The organism is Azospirillum sp. A29 (assembly GCF_042604625.1).
Taxonomy (GTDB): Bacteria; Pseudomonadota; Alphaproteobacteria; order Azospirillales; family Azospirillaceae; genus Azospirillum; species Azospirillum palustre.
This window is the reverse complement of sequence record NZ_CP170467.1, coordinates 1,160,590-1,177,038: the sequence shown is the minus strand read 5'-3', so window position 1 is coordinate 1,177,038 and position 16,449 is coordinate 1,160,590. Positions and strand designations below refer to the sequence as shown.

General features: G+C 68.1%; 13 protein-coding genes. 3 read left to right on the top strand and 10 right to left on the bottom strand.

Features of this window, described 5'->3' with window-relative positions; translation table 11 throughout:
• Window positions 1-16 precede the first annotated feature (16 nt).
• The 5 genes from iolC to ABNQ38_RS33415 form a co-directional block, all read right to left on the bottom strand.
• Window positions 17-1,960: a 5-dehydro-2-deoxygluconokinase gene (iolC, locus tag ABNQ38_RS33435; protein WP_377810569.1), complete on the bottom strand. Its 1,944-nt coding sequence runs from the start codon at window positions 1,958-1,960 to the stop codon at window positions 17-19.
• 86 nt (window positions 1,961-2,046) lie between these two features.
• Window positions 2,047-3,057, bottom strand: coding sequence for a Gfo/Idh/MocA family protein (locus ABNQ38_RS33430; protein WP_377810568.1), 1,011 nt, complete (start codon window positions 3,055-3,057; stop codon window positions 2,047-2,049).
• Window positions 3,058-3,451: 394 nt separating this feature from the next.
• Window positions 3,452-4,480, bottom strand: a complete 1,029-nt coding sequence (locus tag ABNQ38_RS33425; protein WP_377810567.1) for a LacI family DNA-binding transcriptional regulator — start codon at window positions 4,478-4,480, stop codon at window positions 3,452-3,454.
• A 91-nt stretch (window positions 4,481-4,571) separates the two neighbouring features.
• Window positions 4,572-6,164, bottom strand: coding sequence for a DHA2 family efflux MFS transporter permease subunit (locus ABNQ38_RS33420; protein WP_377810566.1), 1,593 nt, complete (start codon window positions 6,162-6,164; stop codon window positions 4,572-4,574).
• Window positions 6,161-7,303 carry an HlyD family secretion protein gene (locus tag ABNQ38_RS33415; RefSeq protein WP_377810565.1) on the bottom strand — a complete coding sequence of 381 codons (1,143 nt, stop codon included), beginning with the start codon at window positions 7,301-7,303 and terminating at the stop codon, window positions 6,161-6,163. Before ABNQ38_RS33415 ends, ABNQ38_RS33420 begins: the two co-directional genes overlap by 4 nt.
• Before the next feature lie 430 nt (window positions 7,304-7,733).
• Between ABNQ38_RS33415 and ABNQ38_RS33410 the strand changes: the two genes are divergently transcribed.
• Both ABNQ38_RS33410 and ABNQ38_RS33405 read left to right on the top strand, forming a co-directional pair.
• A complete protein-coding gene (locus tag ABNQ38_RS33410) occupies window positions 7,734-8,282 on the top strand; it encodes a GAF domain-containing protein (protein WP_377810564.1) in 549 nt (182 codons plus the stop codon).
• A 144-nt stretch (window positions 8,283-8,426) separates the two neighbouring features.
• Window positions 8,427-10,250 (top strand): EAL domain-containing protein, encoded by a 1,824-nt coding sequence (locus ABNQ38_RS33405; RefSeq protein WP_377810563.1) that lies wholly within the window; start codon window positions 8,427-8,429, stop codon window positions 10,248-10,250.
• 1 nt (window position 10,251) lies between these two features.
• Here ABNQ38_RS33405 and ABNQ38_RS33400 read toward each other — a convergent pair whose 3' ends face one another.
• Window positions 10,252-11,658: a VOC family protein gene (locus tag ABNQ38_RS33400; protein ID WP_377810562.1), complete on the bottom strand. Its 1,407-nt coding sequence runs from the start codon at window positions 11,656-11,658 to the stop codon at window positions 10,252-10,254.
• A gap of 103 nt (window positions 11,659-11,761) precedes the next feature.
• Window positions 11,762-12,685 (bottom strand): LysR family transcriptional regulator, encoded by a 924-nt coding sequence (locus tag ABNQ38_RS33395; RefSeq protein ID WP_377810561.1) that lies wholly within the window; start codon window positions 12,683-12,685, stop codon window positions 11,762-11,764.
• A 151-nt stretch (window positions 12,686-12,836) separates the two neighbouring features.
• Between ABNQ38_RS33395 and ABNQ38_RS33390 the strand changes: the two genes are divergently transcribed.
• Entirely contained in the window at window positions 12,837-14,132 is a 1,296-nt protein-coding gene (locus ABNQ38_RS33390) for an NAD(P)/FAD-dependent oxidoreductase (RefSeq protein ID WP_377810560.1), read from the top strand.
• Between the two features lie 45 nt (window positions 14,133-14,177).
• On the opposite strand, the gene ABNQ38_RS33385 is transcribed toward ABNQ38_RS33390, so the two are convergent.
• The 3 genes from ABNQ38_RS33385 to ABNQ38_RS33375 form a co-directional block, all read right to left on the bottom strand.
• Window positions 14,178-14,879: a CBS domain-containing protein gene (locus ABNQ38_RS33385; RefSeq protein ID WP_377810559.1), complete on the bottom strand. Its 702-nt coding sequence runs from the start codon at window positions 14,877-14,879 to the stop codon at window positions 14,178-14,180.
• Between the two features lie 236 nt (window positions 14,880-15,115).
• Window positions 15,116-15,979 carry a cell wall hydrolase gene (locus ABNQ38_RS33380; RefSeq protein ID WP_377810558.1) on the bottom strand — a complete coding sequence of 288 codons (864 nt, stop codon included), beginning with the start codon at window positions 15,977-15,979 and terminating at the stop codon, window positions 15,116-15,118.
• Between the two features lie 226 nt (window positions 15,980-16,205).
• On the bottom strand, window positions 16,206-16,403 hold the full coding sequence (locus tag ABNQ38_RS33375; protein ID WP_377810557.1) for a hypothetical protein: 198 nt from the start codon (window positions 16,401-16,403) through the stop codon (window positions 16,206-16,208).
• Window positions 16,404-16,449: the final 46 nt, after the last annotated feature.

Here is a 16,449-nt window from a genome sequence, read left to right as displayed (position 1 = left end):
GGCGACGGTTCGAGGATCAGGCGGCGTTGCGGCTGCGCTGTTCCTGCCAGAAGGCGATCAGCCGGCCATAGGCGGCCTCCATCGCCGCGACCGCCGCCGCATCGTCGATGCTGCCGGCCAGCCACGCCTCGGCGGCGCTGCCGAACAGGGTGCGGCCGACGGCGAAACCCTTGCAGACCGGCTGGCGGGCAGCCAGCGCCAGCCCGGCCTTCAGCTCCTCCTCCGGCGCGTCGAGGCCGAGGATCAGCACGCCGCGGCACAGCGGGTCATGCCGGTCGATGGTGCCGGCGATGCTGTTCCAGGCTCCCTGGCTGGCCGGCGACGGCAGCTTCCACCAGTCGGGATGGACGCCGAGCCCGTAGAAGCGCTCCAGCGCGCGGGAGATGGTGTCTTCGTCGTCCGGCATACTGGCCGGCATGCCGCGCGGCGGGATGATCTCCAGCAGAAGCTCATGGCCGGTGGCGCGGCAGGCGGCGAACAGGGTCTGGATCTGACGTTCCTGCTCGGTGCGCAGCGCCTCCTCGTCGTCCGGGTGGTAGAAGGCGAGGCACTTCACCACATGCTCGGCCGGCCATTCGCGGATGGTCACGGCGATGTCGGGACCGCCTTCGAAACGCAGCGGGCGCGACCCCGGCAGCTCCACCGGGCGGCCGATCCAGGCGCCGGTGCCGGTCAGCGCGTCCAGCGCGTCCTGGCCGTGGATGCCGTCCAGCAGCATGCCGAAGCCGTCGCGCCCGTCGGAGGTGCGCTGCGCCGCCTGCAAGGCCAGCAGCTTGAAGGCTGCGATGCGCGCCGGGTCGGCGCCCAGCCGCGCCGCCATCGCCTCCAACTGGGCGCGGTGGTCAATGGCAAAGGCCATCACCTCCGGCCAGTCGCGGCGCCGCGTGGTCGCCCAGTGGATGTGCGAGAGGCGGGCATCCTCGCGCAGCCGCGGCGTCGGGCTGCCGTTTTCGAGGAAATAGGACAGCTCCGTCCAGGTCGGGATGGCGGGCGCGCAGCCGTGGCGCGACACCGCGAAGGCGCCGCAGGCGTTGGCGAAGGCGCAGCACTCCTCCAGCGGATGGTCGCGCAGCCAGCCGCGCAGGAAGCCCGACATGAAGGCGTCGCCCGCCCCCAGCACATTGTAGACCTCGACCGGGAAGCCGGGACCGCGGATGCCCTGTTCCAGGCTGTCGGGAATGGCATCGGGGAACACGACGCAGCCCATCGGGCCGCGCTTGCACACCAGCGTCGCGCCGGTCAGTTCGCGGACCCGGCGCAGCGCCGCCAGCGTGTCGGTGCTGCCGCCGGCGATGTGGAATTCCTCCTCCGTGCCGACGATCAGGTCGCAGCCGGGCAGGATGGTCTGCAACAGGGCGGTGACGCCGCCGTCGGCGACGAAGCGCTCCTCCCCCAGACCGTGGCCGGTCAGCTTCCACAGCACCGGGCGGTAATCGATGTCGAACACCACCTTTGTGCCGGTCTCGCGCGCCAGCCGCATCGCCTTGCGCATGGCGGCTTCGGTGGTGGGAGTGGAGAAATGGGTGCCGCTGACCACCACGGCCTTGGCCGAGGCGATGAAGGCTTCCGAGACATCCTGCTCGCAGATCGCCATGTCGGCGCAGTTCTCGCGGTAGAAGATCAGCGGGAAGGTCTTCTTGTCGCGGATGCCCAGGATGACCAGTGCGGTCAGCCGTTCCGGGTCGGTGATGACGCTGCTGGTGTTGACGCCTTCGCGGACCAGCTGTTCGCGGATGAAACGCCCCATATGCTCGTCGCCGACACGGGTCAGCAGGGCGGAGCGCAGGCCGAGGCGCGCTGTCCCGACCGCGATGTTGGTGGGGCAGCCGCCGACATATTTGGCGAAGCTCTGCATGTCCTCCAGCCGGCCGCCGACCTGTTCGCCATAGAGGTCGACGGAGGAGCGGCCGATGGAAATGACGTCGAGTTCGCGCTCACTTTGACCGCGTTGAGTTGGCATGGGTCAGCTCCGCTGTAATCCGGTCGTCGGATTGGCGATGGCAATGGATACGGACCGGCGGAACGGTGTCGCCGGACAGGCGGCCGTCAGCTGTAGAGCGCCGGACGGCTGGGCAGCGTGATGGCGACGGCCTCTCCCTCGCGCTCCTGCGCGGTGACGCAGGCATCCGAGGTGATGGCGGCGACATAGCCGTCCCAGCAGGTCGGGCCGGTGGCGGTGCCCTGGGCGGCGGCCTTCAGGAAGTCCTGAAGCTCCACATCGTAGGAGGCGATGAAACGATCCTTCCAATCGGTCAGGATCGGGTTCTGCAGGCTGGCGTTCAGGCGCATCTGCACCGCCATCGGCTCCGGCAGGCGGGCGATGCCGTCCTCCCCAACCACCTCGCACTGGATGTCGTAGCCATAGTGGCAGTTCACGAAGATCTCGACGTCGATGACGACGCCCTTCGCCGTCTCCAGCACCACGACCTGCGGGTCGCGCAGCTTGCCGTGGCTGCGGGCGGCGCGGCGCGGGAAGATCACGCGGGCGGAAACGTAATCGTCGTCCAGCAGCCAGCGGAACACGTCGATCTCGTGGATCAGCGTGTCGTGGATCGCCATCGGCGTGACGTAATGCTCGGGCACCGTCGGGTTGCGGTGGGCGGCATGGACCATGATCGGCGCCCCGGTGCGGCTGGTCACCGCCTCCTTCAGCGCGATGTATCCGGCATCGTAGCGGCGCATGAAGCCGACCTGGACCAGACGCTTACCGTGCGCCACCTCGGCATCGACGATGCGTTTGGCGCCGTCGGCGGTGGTCGCGAGCGGCTTCTCGCAGAAGCAGGGTTTCCCGGCGGCGATGGCGGCCAGCACATACTGCTCGTGGCTGGCACCCCAGGAGGTGACCAGAACCGCATCGACCAGCGGCGAGGCGATCAGGTCCTCGCCGGTCTGGTAGATCTCGGCATCGGGGGCGATGTCGGCCCGCACCGCCTCGGCGGACTCGCGGTTGACGTCGGTCAGGGCGACGACCTTGCCGCCGGCCAGCACCTGGTTGATGCGCCGGGCATGGTCGCGGCCGATGGCGCCGGTGCCGATGATGCCAAGTCTGACGGTCATTTTTCCAAAGCCTCATGTCGTTCGGTGGGCGAGCGGGGCCACGCGCGCAGCCATGCGCGCTGCGCCCGAGCGGTTCACCGGGGGCGATTGCCGTTTTCGGTTTCTGGGGGGCCGCCCGCTGTCGGGCCGCCGGAATGGCTGGAGTGTGATCGGTTCAAGCGGAATCGCTTGAAGCGTGAATCACACGGAAAACCAAATTCTAGGATTCCGAATCCGTCATCGCGCTTCCTCCCGGCCGTTTCTGGTCTTGATTGGCAGGGGAAGCATTCACCATCGCGCACGGTCCGGTCAACGCGCCTGCCGGCCGGATGGCCGTCAAACATGAGAGATTTTGCAGCACGTCATGATGGTTTTCCATCATGACGCCGGAAGCCTCTCCCCTACAGGCTCTCCGCTACAGGCTTTCCGGCGTCCACAGCTGGGCGGGAAGGAAGCGCTGGCCGGGATTTTCCGCCATGCCGTGTTCGATGCTGTGGACCATCATCTCGATCAGGTCGGTGCAGAGCGCCGGCAGCGGCGTCGCCATCACCACCGAGACATGGCGGTCGAGCAGCCCCTGCCTCGACTCCGGCGTCAGCTCGTGGACGATGCAGGTCACCTCGTCCGGCCGGCGGACCTCGCGCAAGGCGGCGATGGCGCCCTCCATGCCGCCGCCCGCCACATAGATGCCGACGACATCGTCGTGCCGGTCCAGCAGGCCGAGCGTCGCCTCGTAGGTCAACTGGCGCGTCTCGACGTTGACGATGCTGTCCGTCAGGGTGAACTCGGGCGCGAACTCGCGGAAATAGCTGCGGAATCCGGTCTCGCGCAGGGCATGGCCGTGATAGCGGAAGGCGCCGATGAAGACGGCGATGCGCCCCGGCCCCCGCGCGATCTTCGACATCAGCCATGCCGCGGTGCGGCCGGCCTTCAGGTTGTTGGTGCCGATGTAGCCTTCCCGCACGCCCTGGGCGAAGTCGGACAGCAGCGAGAAGGTCGGGATACCGGCGGTCTTCAGTTCGGCGACCGCGGCGGTGGCGTCGTGATGGTCGATGCCGGTCACCGCAACTGCCCTCACCTTCCCCTTCATGCCGCGGATCAGCTCGGCGAGTTCGGCCGGGGATGTCGACTGGACGAAGCGGATGGTGGCGCGCAGCCGGCGGTCGGGATGGCTGCGCACCACCTCCTCGATCCGCGCCGCGAACTCCTGATAGAAGGCGTGGCGCTCCTTTTGAAGGATGAAGCCGAGATGGTAGTCGGGCTGCTGCGCCAGGGCGCGCTGGCGGATGGCGTTGGCGCCGTGGAAGCCGATCTCGGTCGCCGCCTCGAAGATGCGGCGGGCGGTCTCCTCCCGCACGGGGTGCCGACCGTTCAGCAGGCGGTCGATGGTGGCGACACTGACGCCCGCCGCCTTGGCGAGGTCAGAAATCGTCGGGCGCTTCATGGGAGGACAACTCATCCGGTCACGGGCGGGAACCGGCGCTGTCTATCACGAAGCATGAGGGAATGAGAGACCCTTGCACGGCACCTGCCGGTCAGCGCTTCACGGTGCGCAGGATCAGCGCCAGCGGCACCGCCGAGGCGGAGATCAGCATCAGCGCGAAGAACACGTCGATGTAGGACCAGTAGGCGGTCTGCATCTGCACCTGCTGGCCGATGTAGGCCATCGCCCGTTCCCGCGCTCCCGCCTCGCCGCCGGCCATGGAGAAATAGCTCGTCGCCTGCTCCACGGTCCGCTGATAGGCCGGGTTGGACGGCACGATATGCTCGGCCAGCCGGCTGTGATGGAACTGCTCGCGGAAGGCCAGCACATTCTGGGCAATGGACACGCCGATGGAGCCGCCGACATTGCGCGCGACATTGATGAGGGCGGAGGCCTGATCGGTCTTGTCGCGCGGGATGCCGTCGTAGGAGGCCGTGGTTATCGGAATGAAGATCAGCGGCAGGCCGATGCCGATATAGATGCGCGACCATGCGAAGAGCCAGAAGGTGGAGTCCGGGTTCAGCCGCGTCAGGTCCCACATCGCCAGCGCCACGATGGTGGCGCCGGTGGCGATCAGGTATTTCGGCTGGATGCGCCCGGCGAGCCTTCCGACGACCAGCATCATCACCATGGTCACCATGCCGCCCGGCGACAGGGCAAGGCCGGCCCAGGTGGCGGTGAAGCCGTAATATTGCTGGAGAAGCTCCGGCAGGAACTGCGTCGTCGCGATCAGGATGGCGCCGGTCGCCAGCATCACCAGGAAGCAGGAGCCGAACTGCCGCGTCGCCACCATCCGCAGGTCGAGAATCGGGTTCTCCCGCGTCATCTCCCACGGGATCATCAGGCAGAAGGACGCCACGCAGACGATGGCGAAGGTGATGATGAAGCCCGACGCGAACCAGTCGTCGGTCTGGCCGCGGTCGAGCACCACCTCCAGCGATCCCAGGAAGGTCGCCACCAGCAGGAATCCGATCACATCCATGCGGATGCCCTGGCGTTTCAGCCGCTGGCGTTCCTCGATGGCGGATTTCGGTTCCTGCACCAGAAAGCCGACCAGCGCGAAGGCCATCACCCCGACCGGCCCGTTGATCAGGAAGCACCAGTGCCAGGACAGGTTGTCCGACAGCCAGCCGCCCAGCGTCGGCCCGACCACCGGCGCCACCACCACGGCGATGCCGAAGATGGCGAAGGCCTGCCCGCGCTTGGCCGGCGGAAAGCTGTCGGCCAGGATCGATTGCGAAATCGGCACCATGCCGCCGCCGGCAAAGCCCTGGAGCACCCGGAACAGCAGAAGCGATTCCAGATTCCAGGCGAAGCCGCAGGCCAGCGAGCTGACGGTGAACAGCCCCAGGCAGGCCAGATAGAAGCGCTTGCGGCCATAGCGCTTGGCGATGAAGCTGCTGGCCGTCAGCACGATGGCGTTCGCCACGAGGTAGGAGGTGACGACCCACGACGCCTCGTCGGCGCTGACCGCCAGCGTGCCGGAGATGTAGCGCAAGGCGACGTTGGCGATGGTGGTGTCCAGCACCTCCATGAAGGTGGCGATGGAGACCACCACGGCGATCAGCCACGGGTTGCGGCCGCCGGCGGTACTCTGCGACGCATCGAAGCCGCCGGTATCTGCGCCTTCGGCAGCGGCGCTCATCGCACCGTCACCCGCGGCACCACCGACATGCCGGGGCCGATGGAGACGCCGTCCGGCCATTGGTCGACGACGATCTTCACCGGAATGCGCTGCACCACCTTCACATAGTTGCCGGTGGCGTTCTCGGCCGGCAGCAGGGAAAAGGCGGTGCCGGAGCCCGGCTGCACGCTGTCGACATGGCCGGTGACCTTGCGGCCGGGATAGGCGTCGATCTTGATGTCCACCGGCTGGCCCGGCCGCATGTCGGTGATCTGGGTCTCCTTGAAGTTGGCGGTGACCCAGATGTCGTCGGGAACGAAGATGGCGAGGCTCTGGCCGGCCTGGGCGAACTGGCCGACCGCCCCGCTCAGCTGCACCACCCGGCCGGGCTGTGCGGCGGTGACGGCGGTGTAGGACAGATTCAGCTGGGCCTGGGCCAGTTGCGCCTTCGCCCGCGCCAGATCGGCCACGGCGCTGGTCCGCTGCGCCTGGAGCGCCCCGACCTGCCGTTCGGCGGCGATCACCGCGGCGTTGGCGCTGGTCAGCTTGCCCTGCTGTTCCTGCAGGGTGGCGGTGGATTGCTGCGCCTGCTGCACCGTTCCGGCACCGCGGCTTTGCAGGTCGCGGTAGCGCGCCGCATCCTCCTTGGCGAAGCCGACGGCGGCCTCGGCCTGCGAGACCTCGGCCCTGGCCTGCTCGATCTGGGCGCGCTGGGCATCGATCTGGGCGTCGTAGCCGGTGATCGCCGCCTGGGCGGAGTCGATCTGCGCCTGTGCCTGATCCAACGCCGTCTGGTAGTCGCGCGTGTCGATGCGGAACAGCAGGTCGCCGGCATTGACATGCCGGTTGTCGCCGACCGCCACCTCCGTCACATAGCCGCTCACCTTCGCCGCCACCGGGAACTGGCGGGTGTCGATGAAGGCGTCGTCGGTCGACTCGTAGGGGTGGATGTTGCGCTGCCAGTAGATGTAGCCGGCCACCGCCAGCAGGGCGATCACCACCAGCCCGGCGAGGATCGCAATCGGGTGACGGCGGATGAAGCCCGGCGTCTTGCGGACTTCGCCCGCGGCCGGCTGTCCGCGCTCGCTGCGCCCGGCCCGGTTGTCCGCCTCCTGTCCGGTAAGATCGACGACGTCCCTGCGCTGCTGGTCGTCCGGCATGGTTATGACGCTCCTGACCGAAATGCCGGGCGATCAGCAAGGGCCCGGTCGTTGTCGCGCGGGAGCGGCCCCGCTCCCCAGCGCGAAACACCGCAAACCGCCGTTGCGTTGCACCGGCGCGGCAGAAAGCTGCCCAATGCGTCCGCAGAACAGCCATGCCACAGGTGGATGGCGGCTTTGGCCGGCATACAGGGCGACCGGGCAGAGGCAGCGGCCATATGAAAAAACAATCCGATTCTCCGATCTCACCGCATCTGTCAAAATAATATTCAAGCCGACAGATCCAGATTCGGGCCGATGCGTAAAAGGAAGGCGTCCAACTCAGAGTTACGGCAAGCATGACCTTAACGGCGTTGTTATAATATTTCCCTCCAAAAGAACTATTCTGTCGCCGGGCCGCCGGCTTCTACCCGACCTCGGAGTTCGGAGCATGACACCTGTGAACGAAACCGTCGCGAGCGGGATCCCCCCGCAGGCCGCTCCGCAGACCATCGGCCGCGGCGCCGTCCCGGTCGATGACGAGGCGGCGAGGCTGGAGGCGCTGCGCCGTACCGGGCTGCTGGACAGCGAGCCGGAACCCGCCTTCGACGATCTGGTGTCCTGGGCCTGCGACCATTTCCGCGTGCCCATCGCGCTGGTGTCGCTGCTCGATGCCGACCGGCAATGGTTCAAGGCGCGCCGCGGCCTGCCCGTGCAGGAAACGCCGCGCGACGTCGCCTTTTGCCACTTCACCATCCGCCAGCGCCTGCCGATGGTGGTGGAGGATGCCGCCCGCGACCCGCGTTTCCAGGACAACCCGCTGGTGCTGGGCGAGCCGTACATCCGCTTCTATGCCGGCGCGCCGATCATCAACCGGCAGGGTTTGGCGCTCGGTTCCGTCTGCCTGATCGACACGGCGCCGCGCAGTTTCGGCATGGTCGACCGCATGGTGATGGCACAACTGACCGTGACGGCGCTGGCGGCGATTGAACGGCGATAGGACGGACGGTGGCCGGCCTGGAGACCGACGATTGTTTCCATGCCGCATTGCACCATTGTCATTGGCTCTTTGATGGACTTGGCGGCAGGATCGGTGCCGGAATTGCTTGAAGACGAGAGTGCCGGGAGCAGGATGAAAACCGAGATGACGCCCGCGACGGCGAAGCGCCTGCCGCCGGTCCCGGCCCGCGAAGAGGACCGGCTGGCGACGCTCCAGCGCTACGAACTGCTCGACACGCCGGCGGAGGCCGCCTTCGACCAGATCACGCGTCTGGCCGCCAAGCTGCTGAAGGTGCCGGTGGCGCTGATCTCGCTGGTCGACCGCGACCGCCAATGGTTCAAATCGCGGGTCGGGCTGCCGGTGCAGGAGACGCCGCGCGAACATGCCTTCTGCGCCCATGCGCTGGACTCCGATGCCCTGTTCGTGGTCGGCGATGCCCGGCAGGACGAACGCTTCGCCGACAATCCGCTGGTGACCGGCGATCCCAACATCCGCTTCTATGCCGGCGCCCCGCTGCGCACGGCGGACGGGCTGGCGCTCGGCACCATCTGCGTGATCGACGATCAGCCGCGCCCGGCGCTGACGCCGGAGGAGGAGGAGGCGCTGCGCGACCTGTCGGCCATGACGATGGCGCATATCGAGGCGCGGCGCGCCGTCGGCTACCTGCATCCGGTCACCTCGCTGTCGAACCGCTTCCGGTTCCTGGCCGATGCCGATGCCCTGGCAAACGACCCGGCCTCGGTGACGGGAACGGCGGTGGTGATCGATGCCGCGGCGTCCCAGCAATATGCCGAGCTGACCCGGGTGCTGGGGCAGGTCTGCGCCGACGCGTTCGAGGTCGATTGCGCCCGCCGCATCGCCGCCTGCCTGCCGGACCGCACGCGGCTCTACCATCTGTCGCCGGCCCGCTTCGCCTTCATGCTGGCCAGTGGCAACGATCTGATCGATGCGCTCGACCGCATCAGCTCGGCGATCCGCAGCCCCTTCCAGTATCAGGGCGTGCCGATCGCCACCACTGCCGGCGTCGGCTTCGTGCACCGCTCGGACATCGCGGCGGAAAGCCCCGTGGAAAGCGTGGAATTGCTGCGGGCCGCCACCAGTGCCGCCCACCAGTCGCTGGAGACGCAGAAGCCGTGGTGCGCCTATGACGAGGAGCAGGACCGCGCCGCCCACCGTGCCTTCCTGCTGCTGCGCAGCCTGACCGAGGCGATGGGCGGGCAAGGCCAGTTGCACATGGCCTATCAGCCCAAGGTCGACCTGCGCACCGACCGCTGCATCGGGGCGGAGGCGCTGCTGCGCTGGACCCATCCGGAGCTGGGGCCGATCTCGCCCGCCGAATTCGTGCCGCTGGCCGAACGCACGGCGCTGGTGCGCCCGCTGACCGAATGGGTGATCGGTGCCGTCCTGACCCAGGTGGCGCACTGGCACCGGCGCGGCATCGCCTTGCCGGTGTCGATCAACATCTCGATGCTGGATCTGGGCAGCGGCGACTTCGCCGACCGGGTCGAGGCGCTGCTGGACCGCCATGACGTGCAGGCGGACTGGATCGACTTCGAGGTGACGGAAAGCGCCCTGATGACCGACCGGGCTGAGGTCGACCGCCAGCTTCGAAGCCTGCGCCGCCTGGGCATCGCGGTCGAGATCGACGATTTCGGCACCGGCCAGAGCGCCCTGTCCTATCTGAAGGATATCCCGGCGACGGCGGTGAAGATCGACCAGCGCTTCATCCGTTCCATCGCCGATGAGCGCAGCGACCAGATCATGGTCCGCTCGACCATCGACCTTGCCCATGACCTGGGATATCTGGTCATCGCCGAAGGGGTAGAGACGGATGAGGCCTATAACTGGCTGCGCCTTCATGGCTGCGACTTCGGCCAGGGCTACCTGATTTCCCGGCCGCTGGCACCGGCGGCCTTCGAAGACTGGCTGGCGGCGGGAGCCTTCCGTCCCGCCGCCGTGCCGGTCTGACTTACTTCGCCGCGAGGCAGGCGGCGATGGAGGCGCGTTCGATCTCGGCATAGAGGTCGAACGGGTTCAGCACCGCAGCGCCGAGATCGGCTTCGAAGCGCTGCTGGTTCGGGCTGGCGGCGAAGTCCTGCTGGGCATCGTCGCCCAGGTTGGACTGGAAGATGCCGGCGGCGCTGACCGGCAGGAAATCCTCGTAGACGACGGGATCGAAACGGACGACGCCGCTCTCGATCAGCGTTTCCAGATCGGCGCCCGGCACCGGCGGGTTGCGGCGCCCGGCCTCGGTCAGGGAATAGCTGAAATAGCCGAGCCCCTGGCGGCGAATCCCGTCCCAGCTGTCGGGGAAGGGGGCGAACACCTCCTGAAGGGCCGCCATGTACTGCGCGGCGTTGGAGCCGTCGGCCGCCGGGGCGACGAGGCGGCGGGAATCCTGAAGCAGCGTGTCGTAGAGCGCCCGCCCCTTCGGGGTCAGGGCGATGCCGCGCTGCTCGATCTCGCCGAAGCGGGCGGTGTGGACGCCGGACCGCCAGCCGTCGCCATCCTGAAAATCGACCGGCTCGCTCAGCGCCTTGAAGGAGGTCTGGCGCAGCAGGATCGGGCAGCGGCGGGTCGGCGGGCCTTCGACCACCGCCTTCGGCGCAATGCCCTTTTCCGGCATCAGGCGCTGAACCGCATCGATGTCGAGCGTGCGCGGCGTCAGGTGGTTGATGTGCGGGCCCTTGAAGGACACCACGTCGGCGATCAGCCGGTGGGCGTCGTGCAGGCGGTTGTACAGATCCAGCGGCACATTGGCCCGGCTGTGCCAGCGGAAGGTCTCCAGTGCCTCCGCGACGAAGCGCTCGGCATCCTCCTCGTCCAGCCCGCCGTCGGTCTCGGCTTTTTCGATCAGGGCGAGGCAGCCGGGGGTGAAGATGCTGCGCGCGGCGAGCACCGTCTCGGCCTCCTGCCGCAATGCCGCATCGGCGATCAGGTCGAGCCGCAGCAGGGAGGTGAAGACGCGGAACGGGTTGCGGCTCAGCGCCTCCCCGTCCACCGGGCGGAAGGCAGTGGAATGGACCGGGACGCCGGCCTCCGACAGGTCGTAATAGCCGACCGGCTGCATGCCCATCACCGCGAACAGCCGGCGCATGGTGGACAGCTCATCCGCGGTGCCGAGGCGGATGGCGCCGTGGCGCTCCTCGGTGATGCGGGCGAGGCCACCGGCGGACTCCAGACGATGACGCTCTGCCGGATCGGCGGCGAGCAGCGCCGCGTTCACCTCCTCCACCAGCTCGACGAGCGTCTGATAGGCCGGCACCTCCATCCGATACATCTCCGACATGGCGGTGGAGAACAGGGTGCGGATCGCATCGGGTCCGATGACATCGGCTCTGGTGGCATCGACTCTGGTGATCGTCTGGACGCTCATTCCAAATCTCGCTCGCATTGGCTGGCCGGACCTGCGCGGTCCTTGACATGGTCCAGCTATAGCAACGAAGCGGCGGGATGGATTGCGATTGTTTTTCCCGACTTCATGAGGAAAGCTCATGACCTGCCGGGGTGCGGCAGTCCGCCGTCTCCGCCAGGATCCAGTCGCGGAAGGCGGCAAGCGGCGGGTAGCCCGCCCGTTCCGACGGCCAGACGACGTAATAGGCGTTCTCGCTTTCCATCGGCAGATCGAGCGCCGGCACCAACTGGCCCGACCGCAGTTCTTCTTCGATCAGAAACAGCGGAAGCAGCGCCACGCCCAGCCCGGCGATGGCGGCCTGGGAGGCGGTGGCGAACTGGTCGAACAGCATGCCGTGTACGCCGTCGGCCGGCGTGCCGTGCAGGGTCAGCCAGCGCTCCCAGGCGTCGGGACGGCTGGTCAGGTGCAGCAGCGGGGCGAGGCGCAGGTCGGCCGGCTGGCGGAAATCGAAGCGGTCGCGCAGGCTGCGGCTGCAGGCGGGGAGGACCGTCTCCCGGCGCAGCAGGGCCATCTCCCCGCCCGGCCAGTCCGGCCGGCCGAAATGGATCGCGGCATCCACCGGGTCCAGGCGGAAATCGAAGGGCGCCATCCGCGTCACCAGATTGATGGTGATGCCGGGATTGTCGGCCAGGAATTTCGGCAGGCGCGGCGCCAGCCAGCGCGTGCCGAAGGTCGGCAGGATGGCAATGCTGAGCGTGCCGCCATAGGGGTTGGCGCGCAGGTTCAGCGACGCGGTGCTGATGCGGCGCAGTGCGTCGCGCACCTCGCGCACGTAATACTCGCCGCCGGCGGTCAAGCGGATGGTCTGCCGTTCACGGTGGAACAGCTCGACCTCCAGCAGATCCTCCAGCGCCTTGATCTGGCGGCTGACCGCGCTCTGGGTCAGCGACAGCTCCTTGGCCGCCGCGGTGATGCTGCCGGTCCGGGCCGCCGCCTCGAAGGCGGACAGCAGGGCCAGGGAGGGAAGGAAGCGGCGCGGGCTCTGCATCGGGGTGTCTGTAGCGGGGGCTGGGCGGATTTCATTCCGGGATGGAATGACTGGTTGAACAAACATCATTTGGCCGAAGGGGGTAGGCAAGTCAATCTTGCGCACCGGGAATGACTGGCGCACAGAACTGACGCGAAAAGGACCTCAGGGGATGCTGAACGATCCGCGGTCGCATGGGCTTTGGGAACGCACCGCACCGGCGGCGCCGCCGACCGCGCCGCTGACCGGCAGCGTCCGGGCCGACGTTGTGATCGTCGGCGCCGGCTACACCGGCCTGTCGACGGCGCTGCATCTGGCCGAAAGCGGCGCCAGCGCCGTGGTGGTGGAGGCGGTGGAGATCGGCTTCGGCGGCGCCGGGCGCAATGTCGGGCTGGTCAATGCCGGCATGTGGGTGATGCCCGACCAGCTGGTCAGCACCCTGGGACCGGTTTACGGAGAGCGGCTGATCGAACTGCTGGGCAACGCGCCGCGCGCCGTCTTTGACCTGATCACCAGGCACGGCATCGCCTGCGAGGACGAACGCAGCGGCACGCTCCATTGCGGTGTCGGCCCGGCGGGCCTGCGCGAACTGGAACAGCGGGCAGCCATCTGGCAGAAGCGCGGTGCGCCCGTCCGCCTGCTGGACGCGAAGGAGACGGCGGAGAAGGTCGGCACCAGCGCCTACACCGGCTCGCTCCTCGATCTGCGCGCTGGCACCATCCAGCCGCTGGCCTATGCCCGCGGGCTGGCGACGGCGGCCATCGCGGCGGGGGCCCGCATCTTCACCGGCAGCCCCGTGCAGTCGGCGAGCCAAACCAGAGCCGGGTGGGAGGTGAAGACGCCGAACGGATCGGTTACCGCCGACTGGGTGGTGGTCGCCACCGACGCCTACAGCATCGGCCCCTGGGTGCAGCTGCGCACCGAGCAGGTCCACCTGCCCTATTTCAATCTGGCGACGGAGCCGCTGTCCGATGCCATGCAAAAGGCCATCCTGCCGGAACGCCAGGGGGTGTGGGACACCAAGTCGGTGCTGAGTTCCTATCGTTTCGACCGCCGGGGCCGGCTGGTGTTCGGCAGCGTCGGCGCGCTGCGCGGGACCGGAACCGCGGTCCATCGCGCCTGGGCGCAACGCTCGCTGGCGGCGCTGTTCCCGCAGCTGGGTCCGGTGCGGTTCGAAGCCGAATGGTACGGCCAGATCGGCATGACCAAGGACAACCTGCCCCGTTTCCACCGGCTGGACCGCAACGTCATCGGCTTCAGCGGCTACAACGGCCGCGGCATCGCCCCCGGCACCGTGCTCGGCCGCTGTCTGGCCGAGCACATCGCTGGCAAGCTGCCGGAGGCGGAGATGCCGCTTCCCAGCACCGCACCCGACACCCTGTCGGCCCGGGCGGTGCAGGAGGCCGTCTATGAATACGGCGCGCAGGCGACCCATCTGGTCGGAGCGCGGCTGCCGGGGAAGATCTGACCGCGCGTCCTCCCCGGCCAGCCGTTCAGGTTCCAGCCCTCTAAATCAGAGGCCCCAGGCACCGCTTTCGGCGGGGTCGACCACCTGGATGTTGTTCTCCACCGCCTTCACGCCGGGGACACCCTCCGCTGCGACGCGCAGCGCGTCCCGCTGCGATCCGCTGCTGACGAAACCCCAGAGCTGGACGACGCCATTGCGGACGACGATGGCGTCGTGCGAGCGGGAGTCCCACGACAGCTCCTTGACGGCGGCGCTCACCCGGTCCTTCAGGTCACGGTCGTCCGCGGCGGGGGCCGGGGTTTCCGGCGAGACGCTGGCCAGCGCGCGCAGCAGGTTGGCGCGGCTGATGATGCCGACCAGGGCACCCCGGCTTACCACCGGCACGCGCTTGATCCGCCGCGTCTCCATCACCCGTACCACCTCTTCGGGCGAGGCGCTCTCGTCCACGGTGGTGACGTGGGCGGTCATCACGTCGGCGACCTTCCTGGCATGGGACTTGATGAAATCCTCCGCCGGCAGGGTGCCGCCCGACACCAAACCGAGCCACCAGGAGCGGTGACGCTCCGTCCCCAGTTCCACCCGGCGCAACAGGTCGCCTTCGCTGATGATCCCGACCACCTTGCCGGAGCCATCGACCACGGGCATGCCGCTGATGTGGTTCTCCAGCATCGTCCGGGCGGCATCGGCGACGGTCGCGTCCGGACCGATGGTGATGACCCGCGGCGTCATCAGATCGATTGCTTTCATCGTTTCTCTCCCTTTGATGTCGTGGAACGGAGACAGCCTAGGAGGTCGTCAGACGAGAGCGATTGATCTACAGCAATTCTACGCCGGCCTTTCCGCATCATGAAAAATACAGGAAACCCGTCCGCAAATTGGGTCTGGCTTGGATGGTCCGGTACTTGAAAACCGCGGGCGACATAACCGGACCTGCCGGTAGATCCTCCCGGCCATTTCCGCTGGAGGCCGCCCACCCCGGCATTTTACTCAGCAATCTCCGCCACCAGGGTGGCGATGGTGCGCTCTGCGGGCGGCGTCGGCGTGCGGTAGAAGGAATGGCCGCCGATCAAGGCGGTCTTCAGCCGCGCCTCCGCCCAGTCCGGCTTCTGGCGGCGCAGCGCGGCCTGTGCCGGCGGGCTGTAGAACATCGAGGCGCGGGCGGTCGGATCGGGTATGTCGTCGTCGTTCAGGTTCCAGGCCAGCCCGCGCGCGGTGCGCAGCGCTTCCTGGTCGGGGGCAAGGCGCGTCTTCGGCCAGGACGGCATGCCGCCCGCCCGGATCACCGCGGCCTGACGGCGGATCTCCGCGAGGATGCGCCGGGTTTCCACCCGCGGATCGGCCGCCAGCGCCGCCTGTTCGGCCTTCGCCTGCCGGGCCGCCTTCTCCGCCTGCTTGCCCTTTGCCTTGACCGCCTTGGCCTTCTTCCGGTCGGCGGGCTCGACGGGCGCCGCCGCGAAGGGTTCGAACTGGCCGGTGGCGACGACGACGCGGCAGGGCAGCGACGGCTGATCGGCCGAGGCGGCACGATTGGCGACAACCCACATGACGGCCGCCATGGCGTCGGCCCCCTCCCCCCTCGCTTCGGCCCAGCCGGCCAGCGCGAGGCAGCGGCGCTCCCGTTCGGCCTGCCACGGGGTCAGCATGAAGACCGACGTACCGATCATCACCGGCTGCTTGGCACCGCCCCGTTTCGGCACGCCGCCCTTCCCGTCGCCGACGAACCGCGCGCAGCCCTTGTCACCCGGCCGGCAAACGGCATCGCCATCATCTGCACCGACAGCCTGCGCAGCCGCTGCGGTGGGAAGCAGGGCGGCTGCAAGCAGCAGAGTGGTGAGGAGGTTTCGCATCCCGGTCTCTCCGGCTCAGGAAGGGGGACTTCCTTCGACAGGAGCGCGGACTGCAAGTTCCCGGATTCGTCCACCTCTCAGAGTGCTTAAGCCTGAGGACGGAGGATGTACGCCGTTCAGGTTCCGATGGCTTTCTCCGGACAGCCGAACGGGCTGGAAGCCGTCGGAATCCTCCGGCTTCCAGCCCGTTCGGTGGAGTGGGACTGCGGTGAAGAGGGTGGTGGCCTCAGCCGTCCTTGCCGCCGCCCTGCTTATCGCCCGGGGGTTTGTCGCCGCCGTCGCCAGTCCAGTCGTCGGTCAGATATTCCTGCGAGCGGCTGATCTCTTCGACGTCCGCGTGGGAGGGCGGCTTCGGCACCTGGGCTTGCCCGGACTGGCGGTCGTCTGTCGTTGGGCCGTTTGCGGGGTCGGTGGTGATGGACATGGGCTCCTCCTTGTCAGCCGGGAATCCCAGCAAACAGGGGGGAGCC

Bases quoted from the DNA above. Each gene is read 5' to 3' on its own strand.
- iolC (WP_377810569.1), bottom strand. From the start codon at position 1,960: ATGCCAACTCAACGCGGTCAAAGTGAGCGCGAACTCGACGTCATTTCC.
- ABNQ38_RS33430 (WP_377810568.1), bottom strand. From the start codon at position 3,057: ATGACCGTCAGACTTGGCATCATCGGCACCGGCGCCATCGGCCGCGAC.
- ABNQ38_RS33425 (WP_377810567.1), bottom strand. From the start codon at position 4,480: ATGAAGCGCCCGACGATTTCTGACCTCGCCAAGGCGGCGGGCGTCAGT.
- ABNQ38_RS33420 (WP_377810566.1), bottom strand. From the start codon at position 6,164: ATGAGCGCCGCTGCCGAAGGCGCAGATACCGGCGGCTTCGATGCGTCG.
- ABNQ38_RS33415 (WP_377810565.1), bottom strand. From the start codon at position 7,303: ATGCCGGACGACCAGCAGCGCAGGGACGTCGTCGATCTTACCGGACAG.
- ABNQ38_RS33410 (WP_377810564.1), top strand. From the start codon at position 7,734: ATGACACCTGTGAACGAAACCGTCGCGAGCGGGATCCCCCCGCAGGCC.
- ABNQ38_RS33405 (WP_377810563.1), top strand. From the start codon at position 8,427: ATGACGCCCGCGACGGCGAAGCGCCTGCCGCCGGTCCCGGCCCGCGAA.
- ABNQ38_RS33400 (WP_377810562.1), bottom strand. From the start codon at position 11,658: ATGAGCGTCCAGACGATCACCAGAGTCGATGCCACCAGAGCCGATGTC.
- ABNQ38_RS33395 (WP_377810561.1), bottom strand. From the start codon at position 12,685: ATGCAGAGCCCGCGCCGCTTCCTTCCCTCCCTGGCCCTGCTGTCCGCC.
- ABNQ38_RS33390 (WP_377810560.1), top strand. From the start codon at position 12,837: ATGCTGAACGATCCGCGGTCGCATGGGCTTTGGGAACGCACCGCACCG.
- ABNQ38_RS33385 (WP_377810559.1), bottom strand. From the start codon at position 14,879: ATGAAAGCAATCGATCTGATGACGCCGCGGGTCATCACCATCGGTCCG.
- ABNQ38_RS33380 (WP_377810558.1), bottom strand. From the start codon at position 15,979: ATGCGAAACCTCCTCACCACTCTGCTGCTTGCAGCCGCCCTGCTTCCC.
- ABNQ38_RS33375 (WP_377810557.1), bottom strand. From the start codon at position 16,403: ATGTCCATCACCACCGACCCCGCAAACGGCCCAACGACAGACGACCGC.